The 16,918-nt window shown below is 71.3% G+C and carries 13 protein-coding genes and 1 pseudogene; 11 read left to right on the top strand and 3 right to left on the bottom strand.

The annotated features are described in order from the left end of the window. Positions 1-6: 6 nt before the first annotated feature. Together ACIQM3_RS08755 and ACIQM3_RS08750 are read left to right on the top strand one after the other, a co-directional pair. Complete coding sequence (locus tag ACIQM3_RS08755) at positions 7-1,212, top strand: PP2C family protein-serine/threonine phosphatase (RefSeq protein WP_401620780.1); 1,206 nt, start codon at positions 7-9, stop codon at positions 1,210-1,212. A 46-nt stretch (positions 1,213-1,258) separates the two neighbouring features. Continuing rightward, on the top strand, positions 1,259-1,399 hold the full coding sequence (locus ACIQM3_RS08750; RefSeq protein WP_401620777.1) for a hypothetical protein: 141 nt from the start codon (positions 1,259-1,261) through the stop codon (positions 1,397-1,399). Positions 1,400-1,459: 60 nt separating this feature from the next. Here ACIQM3_RS08750 and ACIQM3_RS08745 read toward each other — a convergent pair whose 3' ends face one another. After that, the gene (locus tag ACIQM3_RS08745) at positions 1,460-1,942 is read right to left on the bottom strand and encodes a DUF6355 family natural product biosynthesis protein (RefSeq protein ID WP_401620774.1); all 483 of its coding nucleotides are present in this window, start codon (positions 1,940-1,942) and stop codon (positions 1,460-1,462) included. A gap of 220 nt (positions 1,943-2,162) precedes the next feature. On the opposite strand from ACIQM3_RS08745, the gene ACIQM3_RS08740 reads away from it, so the two are divergent. The 5 genes from ACIQM3_RS08740 (at position 2,163) to ACIQM3_RS08720 (ending at position 8,273) form a co-directional block, all read left to right on the top strand. Continuing rightward, positions 2,163-3,740 (top strand): fibronectin type III domain-containing protein, encoded by a 1,578-nt coding sequence (locus ACIQM3_RS08740; RefSeq protein WP_401620772.1) that lies wholly within the window; start codon positions 2,163-2,165, stop codon positions 3,738-3,740. Between the two features lie 113 nt (positions 3,741-3,853). Further along, complete coding sequence (locus ACIQM3_RS08735; protein ID WP_401620769.1) at positions 3,854-4,126, top strand: hypothetical protein; 273 nt, start codon at positions 3,854-3,856, stop codon at positions 4,124-4,126. A 280-nt stretch (positions 4,127-4,406) separates the two neighbouring features. Next, positions 4,407-6,104 (top strand): ribosomal protection-like ABC-F family protein, encoded by a 1,698-nt coding sequence (abc-f, locus tag ACIQM3_RS08730; protein ID WP_401620766.1) that lies wholly within the window; start codon positions 4,407-4,409, stop codon positions 6,102-6,104. A 118-nt stretch (positions 6,105-6,222) separates the two neighbouring features. Beyond that, positions 6,223-7,023: an alpha/beta fold hydrolase gene (locus ACIQM3_RS08725; RefSeq protein ID WP_401515793.1), complete on the top strand. Its 801-nt coding sequence runs from the start codon at positions 6,223-6,225 to the stop codon at positions 7,021-7,023. Continuing rightward, positions 7,020-8,273: a PP2C family protein-serine/threonine phosphatase gene (locus ACIQM3_RS08720; RefSeq protein WP_401620762.1), complete on the top strand. Its 1,254-nt coding sequence runs from the start codon at positions 7,020-7,022 to the stop codon at positions 8,271-8,273. Before ACIQM3_RS08725 ends, ACIQM3_RS08720 begins: the two co-directional genes overlap by 4 nt. A gap of 93 nt (positions 8,274-8,366) precedes the next feature. On the opposite strand, the gene ACIQM3_RS08715 is transcribed toward ACIQM3_RS08720, so the two are convergent. Continuing rightward, positions 8,367-9,761, bottom strand: coding sequence for a glycoside hydrolase family 76 protein (locus ACIQM3_RS08715; protein ID WP_401622359.1), 1,395 nt, complete (start codon positions 9,759-9,761; stop codon positions 8,367-8,369). Between the two features lie 282 nt (positions 9,762-10,043). On the opposite strand from ACIQM3_RS08715, the gene ACIQM3_RS08710 reads away from it, so the two are divergent. Further along, complete coding sequence (locus ACIQM3_RS08710) at positions 10,044-11,006, top strand: quinone oxidoreductase family protein (RefSeq protein ID WP_401620759.1); 963 nt, start codon at positions 10,044-10,046, stop codon at positions 11,004-11,006. Between the two features lie 48 nt (positions 11,007-11,054). Beyond that, complete coding sequence (locus ACIQM3_RS08705; RefSeq protein ID WP_401620756.1) at positions 11,055-11,657, top strand: TetR/AcrR family transcriptional regulator; 603 nt, start codon at positions 11,055-11,057, stop codon at positions 11,655-11,657. Positions 11,658-11,680: 23 nt separating this feature from the next. Here ACIQM3_RS08705 and ACIQM3_RS08700 read toward each other — a convergent pair whose 3' ends face one another. Continuing rightward, complete coding sequence (locus ACIQM3_RS08700) at positions 11,681-12,190, bottom strand: NUDIX domain-containing protein (protein ID WP_401620753.1); 510 nt, start codon at positions 12,188-12,190, stop codon at positions 11,681-11,683. Between the two features lie 208 nt (positions 12,191-12,398). Here ACIQM3_RS08700 and ACIQM3_RS08695 point away from each other — a divergent pair, with 208 nt between their 5' ends. After that, positions 12,399-15,890, top strand: coding sequence for a phosphodiester glycosidase family protein (locus ACIQM3_RS08695; RefSeq protein WP_401620750.1), 3,492 nt, complete (start codon positions 12,399-12,401; stop codon positions 15,888-15,890). A gap of 227 nt (positions 15,891-16,117) precedes the next feature. Then, positions 16,118-16,906: pseudogene (locus tag ACIQM3_RS08690) on the top strand (glycosyl hydrolase family 5); the annotation flags it as partial. Between the last annotated feature and the right edge of the window lie 12 nt (positions 16,907-16,918).

The following is a 16,918-nucleotide window of genomic DNA, read 5'->3' as shown; positions in this document are numbered from 1 at the left end:
CGTGCCGTGGTCATGGGTCTCCGGCGCCCGTCGGCGGCGCGCAGCCTTCCGTTGCCCGGCGCCGATCCGGGAGAGACCGAGGCGGGCACCGCCCGGATCGCGAGCTGGGCGCTCGCTCTGTGGCTCCTCCTTCTGACCGTCGCGGTCGTCCTCCTCGACGCCCTCACCGGTAACGACCTCCCCCTCATCCCGCTCCTGGTGGTGCTGCCGGCGCTGGCCTCGGTCTTCTGCACGGTGCGGCAGACAACGGCCGTGGCGGTATGGGTCACGCTGGTCGTCGTCGGATCCCGGATCGCCTCCACCGGGGCCTTCTGGGACGTGGTATTCCTCATCGGCTTCACCGCCGTCGCCAGCGCCCTGGGCGTCGTCGCCTGTGCCGCACGCATCCGGCACGCCACCGAGGTGGCGAGGCTGCGCTCGGCCGCCGTCGCACTCCAGCGCCAGATCCTGCGCCCGCTCCCCGTCGTCACGCGGCAGGTCTGTGCCCACGGTCTCTACGAGCCGATCGAGGAGGACCGGTTCGTCGGCGGCGACATCTACGAGGTCGTGCAGTCGCCCCACGGGACCCGCGTGATCATCGGTGATGTGCAGGGCAAGGGGCTGCCCGCGATCGGGACGGGGTTCGCCGCCCTCGGAGCGTTCAGGGAGGCGGCCGTCAGGGAGCCCGAGCTCACCGCCGTGGCCGACGCCGTCGAGGACGCGGTCGTCCGGCACAACGCCTTCTCCGCCGAGACCGGTGAGGACGAACGCTTCGTCACAGCCCTGCTGCTCGATTTCGACGGCGGTGAGCGGGTGCGGGCCGTCAACTGCGGCCATCTGTCGCCACGGCTGCTGTGCGACGGGGCGGCGTCGGCGGTCACCCTGCACCGGACGTCCGTACCGCTCGGCATGGCGGACCTCAGCGGCGATGCACGCGCCGCCGAGTGGATCGGGTTCCCGCCGGAGGCCGCCCTGCTGGTATTCACCGACGGGGTGACGGAAGCGCGCGACGAGGCGGGCGCGTTCTACCCGCTGGACGAGCGGCTCCGCCTATGGGCGGGGCATGAGCCGGATCAGGTCCTCAATGCCCTCCAGGCCGACCTGGAGAGCTACTCCGGCGGCGTACGCCGCGACGACGTCGCCGTGCTGATCCTGAGCAGGCCGCCGGACGGCGGGTGCGCGGCCATGTCCCCCCAGGGCCCCGCGAGTACCAGCTCCAGCGACCAGCAGTAGCAATACCGCCCACGCCCTGCTCACCCACCCGGACCACCTCGGTCGGGTGCTCGCCGGCGACATCCCCTGGAGCGAGATAGTCGAGGAGACCCTGCGCTGGGCACCGTCGACAGCGAACCTCACCGGGCAATACAGCTGGGCCGTCGAGGACATCGAGCTGCACGCACTGCCCGTGCGTCTGGGCTGACCTCCTGGAGCTGCCCTGAACGGCCCTGGCCGACCGCGCCGCGCCCTGCCGCGATCCGCCTCAGTGCGGCGTGTGTCCGGTCCGGACTCCGACCCGGCATCCGGCGCCGCCGATGTAGTACGCGTTGAGGTAGTTCGGCCCGGCCCCCGGCAGCTGCGTGGGGCCGGGGCCGACGCAGAGGTGGAAGTCGTTCCCGCTTCCGCCCCCTCTGACGTCGACGTGGACCAGCACGGTCGTCTCACCGCAGTGGTTGTACGCGGCGAACTGGGACTCGCGGACGCTGTACCGGAAGAATCCGCACTGTGCGGCGGAGACCGTGCCGGCCTGCCGCACTTCCGGACCGCGTGCGGATTCGGGGAAGGCTGGAGCCGCGGACGCCACCGTCGCGGCCGCGAGGAGCGCGCTCGCCGTCAGTGCGAAAGCGGCTCGAGGAGAACGGGGCAGGGAGAGCTTCACGGGCATTCCTTGGGGTGAGGCCATGACGATGGACGACCGGCTGATCGACTGTGCCTGGCGCCATGCCTCCCACCGCGCGTCGCTCACCGGCAGGAACATCGTAACTCTGGGTTCATGAGAAATGACAGAATGTCACTCCAAAGTGGTGAGGGAATCACGGAGAGCCGACGGTGGCACCCTGGTACGCGTCCCCCACGTCCCACCCGACGACACGTCATGTTCACCATAGGGACTCATGGGATTGTGTACGTGTAGCGTTCACTCATCCGATGGCGTGCCGTCAGGAATTCGGTGGATGTTTTCGGCCATGGACATCCCCCGTTTCGGAATCCCCGAGAAGCTCGCCGACCGCATGAGCATGGCCGAGCAACACGAATACCTGCGCGCCCGGCTCACTCGGCGCGGTGTTCTCCGTACGAGCATGGCCACCGCGGCCGTGGCGGGCACCGGTCTGGCCTCGGGCCTCGCCTCCCAGCCCGCGTACGCCGCCGCTCCGGACGTGATCACGTCGCAGGCCCGCTCGGCGCAGGTGGACGGCTCGCTGGTGGCCCCCTTCGGCCGCCACCTCGCCTACGGGGCCGACGCGAAGACGCAGATGACGGTTTCCTGGCAGGTCCCCTTCGCCGTGAAGCGGCCATACATACGCATCGGCCTCAAGCCGTGGGCGCTCAGCCGCAAGATCGACGCGGAGGTACGGCACCTGACGACGCCTCTGCTGAACGACGGCAAGATCGCGGCCGCCGAGCAGTTCTACGTGCACGCGGCCCTGGAGCGGCTGAAGCCCGGCACGACGTACTACTACGGCGTGGGCCACGACGGGTTCGACCCGGCCGACACCCGTAACCTCGGCACGCTCGGCACCCTCACCACCGCGCCCGCGCGCGCCGAGTCCTTCACCTTCACGGCCTTCGGCGACCAGGGTGTCAGCTACCACGCGCTCGGCAACGACCAGCTGATCCTGGGCCAGAACCCGTCCTTCCACCTGCACGCGGGCGACATCTGCTACGCCGACCCGTCCGGCTCGGGGCAGGCCACCGACTCCTACGACGCCCGCACCTGGGACCAGTTCCTGGCCCAGACCGAGACGGTGTCCAAGGGCGTGCCGTGGATGGTGACCACAGGGAACCACGACATGGAGGCCTGGTACTCGCCCGACGGCTACGGCGGCCAGAACGCCCGCTGGACGCTGCCGGACAACGGCCCGGATCCGGTCGGCCAGCCCGGCGCCTACTCCTTCACGCACGGCAACGTGGGCGTGATCGCGCTCGACGCCAACGACGTCTCGTACGAGATCCCGGCCAACTTCGGTGTCAGCGACGGCAAGCAGACGCGCTGGCTGGACCGGCGCCTGGGAGAGCTGCGGGCCCGGGACGACATCGACTTCATCGTGGTGTTCTTCCACCACTGTGCGTTCTCCACGACCAATGCGCACGCCTCCGACGGCGGGGTGCGCGACGCCTGGGTGCCGCTCTTCGAGAAGCACCAGGTGGACCTGGTCATCAACGGCCACAACCACGTCTACGAGCGCACCGACGCGATCTTGAGGAACACGGTCCGGCGTGCGGTCCCGATCGGGGAGCGCACCGACCCGACGCGGGACGGCATCGTGTACGTCACAGCCGGCGGGGCGGGCAAGGCACTGTACGACTTCCCGGCACCGGACAGCTACGAGGGCCACGTCTCGGACCTCGAGAGCGTGAACACCTACCACGTGGTCAAGGGCGGCGGAAAGGCGGCCGAGACCGTGGAGTGGTCCCGGGTCCGCTACACCGGCTTCTCCTTCCTCGCGGTGGAGGTGGAGGCCGGCAGGCACCCCCGGATGAAGGTCACGGCGCTCGCCGAGTCGGGAGAGCGCGTCGACCACTTCGAGATCAGCCGCGGCTGACCTGCGGGGAACGGGTGGGCCGGGCGTGCGTCGGGCGGGACGCAGGGGGTACGCGAGGGTGCGAGACCGGCCCGCCCGTACCAGCATGGGCACATACAGACGGGAGCGACGACATGACCGACCGCAGGCCCCAGGGAACCGCCTACACGGGGGCGACGGGCTGCCCGCCGCCGATACCCGCCGACATGCCCGACCAGCAGGCGCAGGAGGGTGAGGACGCTCTCGACGTGATCCTCCCGCCGGGCGCGGAACGCCCCGAAGCGGAGAAGGAGGCCGGTTCCGACGCCGACGGGCCCGACCCCGACGAGGCCGGCTCGGGCCGCAGCGGTGCCCGCAATGCCGGTGTCCACCCGGAACACCCCACCCCGGACGAGTCGACGGGCTGACCTCGCCCGGCCCCCGGTGGACCACGTCCCGGGTCCACCGGGGGGCCGCCGCGGCATGGTTAGAATGGGTGCCATGGGTTCGTACTACTTCTTTCTCTGATTCCCGGCCAGGACGCCGCCGCGCGACGCTGACCGTCGCCGCGTGACCCATCCGGTCACGCCATCGGCCGCCGTCCTCTCCGCTGTCCGACACCCTGTCCCACATGCGCGCTTCCGTCCGTGACGTCCGTGACGTCGATGTGCGCGCTGTCGAGGACCTGTCATTTCAGGGAAAGAACCCATGTCTCTTCAGCACCTCCGCGCCCAACTGGCCATGACCGACGTCTCGAAGGCGTACGGCGACCGGTCCGTCCTCGACCTCGTGTCCCTCACCGTCCGGCCCGGGGAGAAGGCCGGTGTCATCGGCGAGAACGGTTCCGGGAAGTCCACCCTGCTCCGCCTGATGGCCGGAGCCGAGACCCCGGACAGCGGTGACGTCACCGTCAGCTTCCCCGGCGGCACCGGGTATCTCGCCCAGGTCCTCACCCTCGACCCCCGCAGCACGGTCCAGGACGCCGTCGACGGGGCCCTCGCGGCTCTCCGTGCCCTTGAGCGGCGGATCCGCACGGCGGAGGAGCAGATGTCCGAAGGGGACCCCACCGACGCGCAGCTCGCCGCGTACGGGGACCTGCTGACGGCGTACGAGGAACGCGGCGGATACCAGGCGGACGCCAGGACGGACGCGGCACTGCACGGCCTCGGGCTGGGCCGCCTGCCCCGGGGCCGCGCGCTGGGGACGCTCTCCGGCGGTGAACAGTCCAGGCTGGCCTTGGCCTGCGTGCTGGCCGCGGCACCGGAACTCCTGCTCCTCGACGAGCCCACCAACCACCTCGACGCGGCCGCCGTCGCCTGGCTGGAGGACCACCTCCGCGCCCACCGCGGCACCGTGGTCGCCGTCACCCACGACCGGGCGTTCCTGGAGCGGATCACCACCGTCATCCTGGAGGTCGACCGCGACCTGCGGAGCGTCTCCCGGTACGGCGACGGGTGGGACGGTTACCGCAGGGCGAAGGCTGCCGCGCGCCGCCGTTGGGCCCAGGAGCACCAGGAGTGGCTCGCCGAACTGGCCCGCACCGAAGAGCTCGTGAGCGCGGCCGGCCAGCGGCTCGCCGGGACAGGCAAGGACCCCGGGCAGGGCTTCGGCAAGCACCGCAGATCGCACGAGGCCAAGCTGTCGGGCCAGGTCAGGTCCGCCAGGACCCGCCTCGAAGTGCTGCGCCGCTCGCCCGTCCCGGCGCCTCCCCGGCCGCTGCGCTTCACCGCCGACCTCGCTCTCGCCGGTGGGGACGGCTCCCCGGCGGACGGGGACGGCAGAGCATCGCCCCTGGTTGAGCTGGACGCGGTCCTCGTCGGCGATCGGCTGGACCTGCCCTCCCTGCGCGTCGAGCCGGGCCGGCGGCTCCTGGTCACCGGGCCCAACGGCGCGGGGAAGTCCACACTTCTGCGCGTCCTGGCCGGAGACCTCGCGCCGGACACCGGCGCGGTCCGACGGCGGGGCAGGATCGGCTACCTCCCGCAGGAACTCCCCACGAGGCCGACCCGCCGCACCCTGCTCGCCACCTTCGCCGCCGGCCGGCCGGGGTTCGCCGACGAGTACGCGGACGAGCTCCTGGCCCTCGGCCTGTTCCGTCCGGAGGACCTGACCGTGCCCGTGGCGGCCCTCTCCATCGGGCAGCAGCGCAGGCTCGCCCTGGCACGGCTGGTGACCCGCCCGGCGGACCTGCTGATCCTGGACGAGCCGACGAACCACATCGCGCTCGACCTGGTCGAGGAGCTGGAGGCCGCGATCGGCCGGTACGCGGGAGCGGTCGTGGTCGTCTCGCACGACCGGAGCTTCCGCGGCCGCTTCACCGGCGAACGCCTCGAACTCCGGTCGGGCCGCGCGGTGACGGACCCAGGAATCCACGCCTCGGAGGGGGTGAGCTGCTCGCGCACGTAGGTACGCAGACGCTCGACGGACACCGCCTGCCCGCCACCGCGCATCGTGATCCGCACCGGTGGGCGGCGTTCGCCCGGCAGACCAGGCCGTGAGGTGCAGGGGGTGTCAGGATGTTCGTATGGACGTGCGGAAGAGGAACCGGGTACGGGTGACAGGCCGGGAGAGCGGCCCGGTGGTGATGCTCGCCCATGGTTTCGGCTGCGATCAGAATCTCTGGCGTCTCGTCGCGCCCGCACTGGAGAAGCGCTTCCAGGTGGTTCTCTTCGATCATGTGGGGGCGGGGCGCTCCGATGCGTCGGCCTGGAGCCCCGAGCGGTACTCCACCCTGGACGGTTATGCGCAGGATGTCATCGAGATCTGCCAGGAGCTCGGCCTCGGGCCGGTGACCTTCGTCGGGCATTCGGTCAGTTCCATGATCGGTGTGCTCGCCGCCGTGCAGGAGCCCGGGCTCTTCGAGAAACTGGTCCTCCTCACCCCCTCGCCGTCGTACATCGACGACGGCGACTACCGGGGCGGATTCAGCGAGCAGGACATCGACGAGCTGCTCGAGTCACTGGACAGCAACTACCTGGGCTGGTCCGCGACCATGGCACCGGTGATCATGGGAAACCCGGAGCGCCCCGAACTGGGGGAGGAGCTGACCAACAGCTTCTGCCGAACGGATCCCGAGATCGCCCGTGTCTTCGCGAGAGCCACCTTCCTGTCCGACAACCGGGCGGATCTCCCCGAGGTGACCGTTCCGACACTCATCGCCGAGAGCGCGCGCGACACGATCGCCCCGCGTGAGGTGGGCGCCTTCGTCCACGCGCAGATCCCCGGCAGTGAGCTGGTCACTCTGGACTCGACGGGCCACTGCCCCCAGCTGAGCGCCCCCGAGGAGACCGCCGAGGCGATCATCGCCTTCGTGCAGGGGTCGTGACCGTGCACCCGGGCGGCGACGGGACCGACGGACCGTGGCCGGCGGAGGACCGTGACCAGACCTTGCCGGCGTTCTCCGCTCTGCTGGAGGACAGCGTGGAGGACCTGTACGAGAACGCGCCGTGCGGCTACCTCTCCACACTGATGGACGGGCGGATCGCCAAGGTCAACGGAACGCTGCTGAAATGGCTCGGCCACCGCCGCGAGGACCTGGTCGGCCACAAATTCTTCTCCGACCTGCTGACCATCGGCGGCAGGCTGTACCACGAGACGCACTTCTCACCGCTGCTGCGGATGCAGGGCGAGGTCAACGGCGTCGCCCTGGAACTCAAGGCCGCGGACGGCACTCGGCTGCCCGTCCTGGCCACCTCCACCGTCAAGCGGGACGGAGACGGCGAACCACTGCTGATCCGCACCACCCTCCTGGACGCCCGGGACAGGCGTACCTACGAGCGTGAGCTCCTGCGGGCCCGGCAGGAGGCCGAGCACGACCGCGAACGCCTGCAACGTCTCGCCACCACCCTGCAGCGCACCCTGATCCCGCCGGCCATCGAACCGGTCCCAGGCATGGAAGCGGCCGCGCATTACCACTTCGCATCCCCCGACGAGGTGGGCGGGGACTTCTACGATCTGTTCCCGCTCGCCGCCGGAGGCTGGGGGTTCTTCATGGGGGACGTGCGCGGCAAGGGCGCGGACGCGGCCGTGGTGACGTCGTTGGCGCGGTACACCCTTCGAGCCGCGGCTGTCTCCGATCCCGAACCGGCCAGGGTCCTGGCCAACCTCAACACCGCGCTCAACCACCAGGTCCAGGAGGACGAACCACTCTTCTGCACCGTGATCTTCGGCCTGCTCACACCCGAGGAGAACGACACCGGATTCCATGTCGTCCTGGCCGGCGGTGGCCACCCTCCAGCCGTGCTGCTCCGGGCCGACGGCAGCGCCGACTACCTGCCCACCCCGGGTGGCCAGCTCGTCGGAGTCGTACCGGACGCGCAGTTCACCACCGCCACCCTGGACCTGCGCCCCGGTGACACCCTGCTGCTCTACACCGACGGTCTGACAGAGGCCCGTACCCGGCACCCGGGTGAGCGCTACGGCGACGAAGCACTCCTGGACTTCGCACGGTCCCTCGCACCCACCTCGGCTCCCGGTGCCGTCGAGGCGCTCACCGGACTGCTGGACTCGTTCGGCGCGGGACTCGACGACGACACCGCGCTCCTGGCGATGAGCGTGCCCCCGGGCGAGCGGTGAGCCGGCCGGCGCGATGCACTCACGAAATCGCCCGCATCCCGGCGTCAGCGATCAGGTCGGGAAGCCCGGCCGCCCGGCACCGGGCGCGAACCGTCAGCCGGCCGCATTGAGGAGGTCGAGAGCACTCTGCTGGCAGCCGTGGCCCGTGGTGCCCGAACCGCCGGCCCAGTGCGGTCCGTACTGGTCGAGGGGGTTGCGGTCACGGGCGTGGGCGGTGTTCGCCCAGCTCGTCAGAGTCCCGGTGTACGGGTGGTCGCCGAGTTGGGTGTTGAGCCGGCCCAGACCGCGGACGTAGGCACCCTTGAAGCTGGCGCCGTCATCGGTGCAGGCGTCGCTCTCGCTCGGCTCGCGCGGGACCCCGTCGGTCTGCAGGCGTACGGTGGAGGCGTCTGCCAGGGTGCGGGCGGTGGTCAGCAGGGTGGAGTCGCCGGTGGCCCGGTACAGCTCGGTCAGACCACCGAGTATCACCCCCTGGTTGTACGTCCACGTCGGCTGGCCGTTGTTGGCGCACGCGTCGCCGAGACCGTCGTTGATCATGCTGTCGCTGTTGATCATGCCGCTGTTCCGGAACCACGACCACTCACTCCTCGCCCGGTCCAGATACGCGGTGTCGCCGGGGATGCGGTTGTGGAGGGCGGCGGTGAGCTGGAGGAACAGCTCGTTGGTGATCGCGTTCTTGTAGTTGCCCTCGGTGTTCCACCGCACTCCGCCGCCGCAGGTGCCGTTCCAGTTGGCCCACATGTGGTCGGCGTCGGCGCGGGCGGTGTCGAGGTAGCGGCTGTCGCCGGTCAGGTCGTACGCCGCGACCCATGCCAGGCCCCACCAGCCGGTGTCGTCCAGGTACTCGTTCCTGAACTGCCCGCCCTGCGCCTCGATGTTCTTGTCGTACGTCTGGGCGATGGCGTACGTGTAGCTGCCCATGCCGGTGATCCGGGCGTTGTCGATGATCGCCGTCAGTGCGTTGGCGCCGGTCCACCACCCGTTCCCGCCGAACAGCTTGGTGGTGCGGTCGTACGACATCATCAGCGCGGTGGCCGCCGCGGTCCGCCGGTCGCCGGCGTTCCAGGTGGTCCGCGCCCACGGTGTGCATGCGATGGCACCGGCCGCCTGCCCGCAGGCCCGCAGGGCTCCGACACCCTGGGTGTTCCAGTCGTCCACGTTGTACATCTGGGTCCGCCAGCCGCTCCGGCCGGAGGGGACCGTCGTGTCGCCGAGCCGGCTGCCGTCGGCCCAGGTGCGGCCGCCGTCGAAGCTGCGGTCGAGCCACACCTCGTCGCCCGCGGCGCCGTCGTCGATGGACGCCCAGCCCATGGCGTCGGTGTCGTCGAAGTGCAGCACCACCGAGCGGCCCGAGAGTGCGGCCGTCACCGGTTGCCGGTCCTGAGGGCTCAGGCCCGGATCCCGGGCGTCGCAGTACTTGTTGCACAGCTCAGCGGGAGCCGCCGAGGCGGGCGCCGGTGCGGCCATCCCGATGGATAACGTTGTCATGACGACGGCGAAGGCGCCGAGGGCAGTTCTGCTGAGGTTCATCGAGGCTCCCGAGCCGATCGGACGTGGGGGACTGGCGGCGCGACGAGACGGGCGCGCGCCAGGGAGTCGGGTCGGCGCGTGTCCTTGAAGCTAGCCAGAGCCCGACTCCCCGTCAATGAACCGGACGTGCGGCGCCTCGCGTCCGCACTGACATTTCCTGGACTTGCCGGTCCATTTTCGGCTCCCTAACGTGCTGAGTGTTGCCACCGGGCGACGAGCCCACACAGGAAGGTGTCATCCATGCACGCGATCCGCATCGAGGAGCACGGCGGCCCCGAGGTCATGCGCTGGACCGAACTGCCCGACCCGGTCCCCGGAACCGGCGAAGTACTGGTGCGCCTGGGCGCGGCCGGCGTGAACTACATGGACGTCGGCGCCCGCGCCGAGGGCGGGCCGGGCTGGGCGGCCCCGGCGGTCCTCGGTGTCGAGGGGATGGGGTACGTCGAGGCTCTCGGCGATGGCGTGCGGGACTTCGCCGTCGGTGACCGGGTGGCGTGGTTCTACCATCCGGGCAGCTACGCCGAGTTGCTCGCCGTCCCGGCGTACTCGCTGGTCAAGGTGGTCGATGGCATCGACGACGAGACGGCCGCAGCCGTGATGATGCAGGGCCTGACCGCCAGCCACCTGAGCACCGAGACCTATCCGGTCGGTCCGGGTGACGTGGCCGTGGTGCACGCGGCGGCGGGCGGGGTCGGCCGGCTGCTCACCCAGATGATCAAGGCGCGCGGCGGGAACGTCATCGGGCTGGTCTCCCGTGAGGACAAGGCTCCCGTCGCGAGGGAAGCGGGCGCCGACCACGTCCTGGTCCACACCGGCGGAGGTTTCGAGAGTCGGATCCGGGAGCTGGCCGGCGGCCGCGGTGCCGATGTCGTCTACGACGGCGGCGGTGCGGACACCTTTCGCTCCTCCCAGCTCACCCTGCGACCGCACGGCGTACACGCCTATTACGGTCCCTTCATGGGCGTACCGACCCTGAGGCCCACCGATCTGCCCGACAGCATCCTGCTGACCTACCCCGTCGTACATCACCACGTCGCCACCCGTGATGCTCTGGTGCGACGTACCGGCGAGGTGTTCGACCTGCTCATGGACGGGCGGCTCACCCCGCTGGTCACCGGCCGCTACCCGCTCGCCGACGCGGCCCGCGCCCACGCGGACCTCGAATCGCGCCGCACCACCGGCAAACTGCTACTGCTGCCCTGACCGCCCCACCGGCCCTTGACGGGTCACCGATCCGCATCGGGAGGACACGTGCCGTTGACCCGCAAGGGCGCCGCGACCAGGCAGCGCATCATCGAGGGCGCCGCCGAGCAGATCCGCGAGCAGGGGGTGTTCGCGGTGAGGCTGGAGGACGTCATGGCCCGCACCGCGACCAGCAAGAGCCAGCTCTTCCACTACTTCCCCGGCGGGAAGGACGACCTGCTCCTGGCCGTGGCCCGGCACGAGGCGGACCGGGTGATCGAGGACCAGCAACCGGAGCTCGGCTCCCTCACGTCCTGGGACGCCTGGGACCGGTGGCGCGAGAAGGTCCTCGCGCGCTACCGCACCCAGGGCAGTGACTGCCCCCTGCACACCGCTCTCGCCCAGGTCGGCGGGGCCACGGAGGCCACCGAGGCCGTGGCCGGTGAGCTGCTCGACCGGTGGCAGCGGCAGCTCGCCGCGGGTATCCGCCATCTGCAGGCCGAGGGCGGGACCGCCCCTGGCCTGGACGCCGACCGGGAGGCGGCGGCCCTGCTGGCCGGCATCCAGGGCGGCGTGCTGATCCTGATGACCACGGGTGCCTCCACGCACCTGGAGGCCGCCCTCGACGCGGGCATCGCTCACCTGCGCGCCGCCGGTCAACAGGTCCGCTGACCGCCAGAAGCCCCTCCGGCCCGCTATGTCACGCCTCTGCGGGCGCGGCCCTCGCGTACGTGGGCGCGCAACCGCTCGACGAAGACCCGCTGGCCCGCCACCAGCCGTTCGAGGGCGTCGTCCGATGCGCACCAGGCGAATCTGTCCATCTCCGGGAACTGCCGCAGCACACCGGACCCCCTGGGCCACTCCATGGTGAACGTGCCCGGGGTCGCCTCGTCAGGGTCCAGCTGGGCCTCCACGGCCCATACGGTCACGGTCTTGCCGCCGGACTGGCGAGTCTCGCCCAGCGGTACCCAGGCGCCGTCGGGGAGGGGCAGTCCGAGTTCCTCCTCGAACTCCCGGCGCGCCGCGGCGGCGGGCTCCTCGTCGGGTCCGTACTCACCCTTGGGGATGGACCAGGCCGCCGACTCGCGACGGGCCCAGAACGGTCCGCCCATATGGCCGATCAGGACCTCGGCGTCCGCCCGGCCGTCGTCGCCGGTGACGATCCGGAAGAGCAGAAGTCCTGCGCTGCGCTTGACTGTCGACATGTCGTCAAGTGTGCGGGGCGGTGGGGCGGAAGGCCACCGGTCCAGGGACCCGCAGGGGGCGCGGCCCGGGACCACCCGGGGTCACCCCTTCGCCGCGTCCTGTTCCTCCTGATGTCCCCGTTGCCCTCTGGTGCGTCCCACCGGGCGCAGTCATGCTGTCCGCCGACAGCGCTTTCCACGCGTAATCCGCTCTGCACCAGGAGGATTTGTGGGCCTTGGCACCTTCCGCAGCGCCCTGCGGCCGTTCGTGCTGCTGGCGACCGTGGCGGCGACGGCGCTCGGGGTCGTCGCACCCGCGGCAGCCGACTCCACCCCGGACCCCCGCCCGCACACCACCGCCGAGATCCTCAGACCCGTCGCGCCACCGCCCGCGAGCGGCCCGTCCGGCGAAGCGAGATCCGTCGTGGACGGCGACGGCATCGAGACCGCCCGTGCCTCCCGCCCCGTCGCCCCCGGCGTACGGCTGAGCTCCTACGACCGCCTCGAGTCCGACAAGTGGCTGCGGGTCGACACCCTCTCCGTCGACCTGGACGGCAGCGGAGTGCGCGCCGACTACCTCTCCTCGGGCAAGGTCGCGGACCGGCGTGCGGTCTCCGAGCTGGCGGCCGGGCACGATCCGGGGCCGGGCCGCCGTACCGTCGCCGCGATCAACGCGGACTTCTTCGACATCAACCAGACCGGAGCGCCCCAGGGCCCCGGGATCCAGGACGGCCGGACGGTCCACTCCCCGGCCCCGGGCGTCAACCGCGCGGTGGGCATCGGGCCGCAGAACGCGGGCCGGATCCTGGAGCTGTACTTCGACGGCACGCTGACCCTCCCCTCGGGAGCGCACCCACTCGCCGCGTACAACGCCGCGAACGTGCCGGCCCAGGGCGTGGGTGCCTACACCTCCGCCTGGGGCAGCGCCGACCGCGCGCTGACCGTCGACGACGCGCGGCCCGTCGCCGAAGTGGCCGTGCGCGACGGCAAGGTCGTCTCCGTGTCGGACACCCCGGGATCGGGGCCCGTGCCCGAGGACACGGTGGTCCTCGTCGGCCGTGAGGCCGGGGCCGCCCTGCTGACCGCGCTGGAGCCCGGCGACCCGGCCGGCATCACATACCGGGCACGCACCGACGGCGGAGCTGTGCCGCGCACCGCCGTCGGAGGCCGGGAGCTGCTCGTCGTCGACGGGGCGGCGCAGAACCACGACGGCGGGGGCAACAACGCCGCGGCGCCCCGCACCGCTGTCGGGTTCTCCGAGGACGGCCGGACCATGCAGGTCATCACCGTCGACGGCCGTCAGACCGACAGCGGCGGTGTCACTCTCACCGAGCTGGGCGAGATGATGCGCAGGGCAGGCTCGTACAGCGCTCTGAACCTCGACGGCGGAGGTTCATCCACACTCGTCGCCCGCGAGCCGGGCAGCGACACGCTCCAGGTGGAGAACAGCCCGTCCGACGGCAGTGAGCGCACCGTCCCCAACGGTCTCGCCCTGACGGCCCCCGACGGCAGCGGCCGACTCGAAGGATTCTGGGTCGAGACCCGTACGCCGGCCGGTGCCGCCCCCGGCGACGACCCGGTCGCCGGCGGCCACCCCGAGCGGGTCTTCCCCGGCCTGACCCGGCAGCTCACCGCGGCCGGTTACGACGAGACGTACGGACCCGCAGCGGGCGCGCCGCGCTGGCGTGCCGTCGACGGGGCGGTCGGCAGCGTCGACGCCCGGGGCACGTTCACCGCACGCCGCGGCGGCACGACCGACGTCCGGGCGGAACGGGCGGGCGCCCACGGTGCGACCCGGATCACCGTCCTCGACCGGCTGGCCCGAATCCGTTCCACCACCGAGCGTGTCGGCCTGGCGGACAAGGACGCCACCGGTGTCTTCGGCATCGTAGGACTCGACGCCCACGGCACGAGTGCTCCCGTCGAGCCGGGAGACATCACCCTCGACTACGACCACACGCTCTTCGCCGTCGACGACGACGGCCGCGGGTCCTTCACCGTGAGGTCACTCACCGGCTCCGGAGCGGGGCGGATCAAGGCCACCGTGGCGGGCGTCAGCACGGTCCTCGCGGTGAGCGTCGGCCTCACGGAGCAGACCGTGTCGGACTTCGAGGACGCCGGGGACTGGAAGTTCAGCCAGGCTCGCGCCGAGGGCTCGCTCGCCGCGACACCGGACGGGCACACCGGCACCGGCCTCCGGCTCACCTACGACTTCACCCGCTCCACGGCGACACGCGCCGCCTACGCCGCTCCGCCGCAGCCGGTCGTCGTGCCGGGCCAGCCGCAGGCGTACACACTCTGGATCAAGGGGGACGGCAACGGCGCCTGGCCGACCCTGCACCTCAAGGACGCCGCAGGCTCCGACCAGCTGCTGCGGGGCCCGTACATCACCTGGACCGGCTGGCGGCAGGTCACCTTCGCCGTACCGGCCGGCGCCGCGATGCCGCTGTCCGTGTCCCGCTTCTACCTCGCGGAGACCGCCGCGGCCAAGCAGTACACCGGCGAGATCGTCATCGACGGCCTGACCGCTCAGGTGCCGCCCACCGTCGAGCTGCCCGAACCGCCGCGACCGGCCGACCCGTTGATCGACCCCGCCGCAGTCACCGAAGCCCGGGACTGGCAGTTCGCCGTGATGTCGGACGCCCAGTTCGTCGCGCGCGAACCGGACAGCGCCATCGTCCAGCAGGCCCGTCGCACCCTGCGCGAGATCAAGGCGGCGCGGCCCGACTTCCTGGTCGTCAACGGCGACCTCGTCGACGAGGGGGCACCCGCCGACCTCGCCTTCGCACGCCAGATTCTCGACGAGGAGCTCGGCGACTCGTTGCCCTGGTACTACGTGCCGGGCAACCACGAGGTGATGGGCGGGAAGATCGACAACTTCATCGCGCAATTCGGCCCGGCCCGGCGGACGTTCGACCACGAGGGCACCCGGGTCCTCACGCTCGACACGTCGGGTCTCAGCCTGCGCGGCGGCGGCTTCGCCCAGATCAAGGAGGTGCGCGCACAGCTGGACGCGGCGGCGAAGGACCGGTCCGTGGGCTCCGTGATGCTGATCGAGCACGTGCCCCCGCGCGACCCGACCGTGCAGAAGGGAAGCCAGCTGAGCGACCGCAAGGAAGCCGCCCTCGTCGAACGGTGGCTCGCGGACTTCCGTCGTACGACCGGGAAGGGGGCCGCCCTCATCGGCAGCCACGTCGGGGTCTTCCACGCCTCGCACGTGGACGGCGTCCCGTACCTGGTCAACGGGAACTCCGGCAAGTCGCCCGCTGGCCCCGCGGACGAGGGCGGCTTCACCGGCTGGTCCCTGATCGGCGCCGACCGTGTCTCGCCCGGCGAACAGTCGGCGGCGCGCCACCGGCCGTGGCGTGGCGGACCCGACTGGGTCTCCGCGCAGACCCGTGCCCATGTGGACGAACTGACCCTGGACGCCCCCTCCGCGGTCGTCGCGGGGGAGCGGACGAAGGTGAGTGCGCACGTCACCCAGGGCACGCGGACCGTGCCGGTGGCCTTCCCCCTCAGCGCGGACTGGACCGGTTCGCCGAACGTCCGCGTCGGGGACGCGGACGGCGCCCGCCCACGCCACATCGCGACGCTGGACCCCGCCACGGGCACGCTCACCGCACTCCGGCCGGGTGCCGTCACGCTCGCCGTGACCGTCAACGGCGTCTCCCGGCAGGTGCAGATCCGGATCGCGGCCGGGGCGGTGGCGCCCGCCGCCTGACGCCCGTCGAGCTCCACGCCACCGCACGGCTCCCGGACCTGGCCCGGGAGCCGTGCGGTGTTTCCCTGTGGTGTTCCGGCGCGCGCGGGTGTTGGCATTTGGTGGTGACCGAGCCTTGCGTGGAATCACACCAGCCCCATAGGTTCCACGCTGGAATGGAGTGGGAGCGCTCCCAGTCTGGCCCTGCCGGGTCGCCCCAGGCGCCTCGGCCCTACCGAAGGGACATCATGAAGAGCCCCATCCGCTTTCTCCGGTCCATGAGCACCAGAGCCGGCGCGTCATGCGTGGCGCTGGCCTCGTGCGCGGCCCTCGCCACCGCGACCGCACCCGCGCACGCCGACACCCTGCTCTGCGAGCAGTACGGTTCGGCCGTCGTCCAAGGCCGGTACGTGGTGCAGAACAACCGCTGGGGCATCGCCGAGGAGCAGTGCGTCAACGTGACGGCGAACGGCTTCGACGTGACCCGGGCCGAGGGCTCGGTGCCGACCGACGGGGCGCCGAAGTCGTACCCCTCCGTCTTCAACGGCTGCCACTACACGAACTGTTCACCCGGGACGAAGCTTCCGGCCCAGCTCAGCTCGGTCAGCGCCGCGCCGACCAGCATCACGTACAAGTACGTCGACAACGCGGTCTACGACGCCGCGTACGACATCTGGCTCGACCCCACGCCCCGTACGGACGGCGTCAACCGCACCGAGATCATGATCTGGTTCAACCGGATGGGACCCGTCCAGCCGGTGGGCGCGCGGGCCGGGTCCGCCACGGTCGCCGGACGTGACTGGGAGGTGTGGACGGGTAACAACGGCGGCAACGACGTGATCTCGTTCGTGGCCCCGTCCGCGATCGCGAGCTGGAGCTTCGACGTCATGGACTTCGTCGACGAGACCGTAACCCGGGGCATGGCGCAGCCTTCCTGGTATCTCACCAGCGTCCAGGCCGGGTTCGAGCCGTGGCAGGGCGGAGCCGGCCTCGCCGTCACCGCCTTCTCCTCGACCGTCGACACCGCCGGCGCCGAGCGGTCGACGGCG

It is taken from the genome of Streptomyces sp. NPDC091271, from assembly GCF_044757505.1.
Lineage (GTDB): Bacteria > Actinomycetota > Actinomycetes > Streptomycetales > Streptomycetaceae > Streptomyces.
This window is presented reverse-complemented; position numbering and strand designations above follow the sequence as displayed.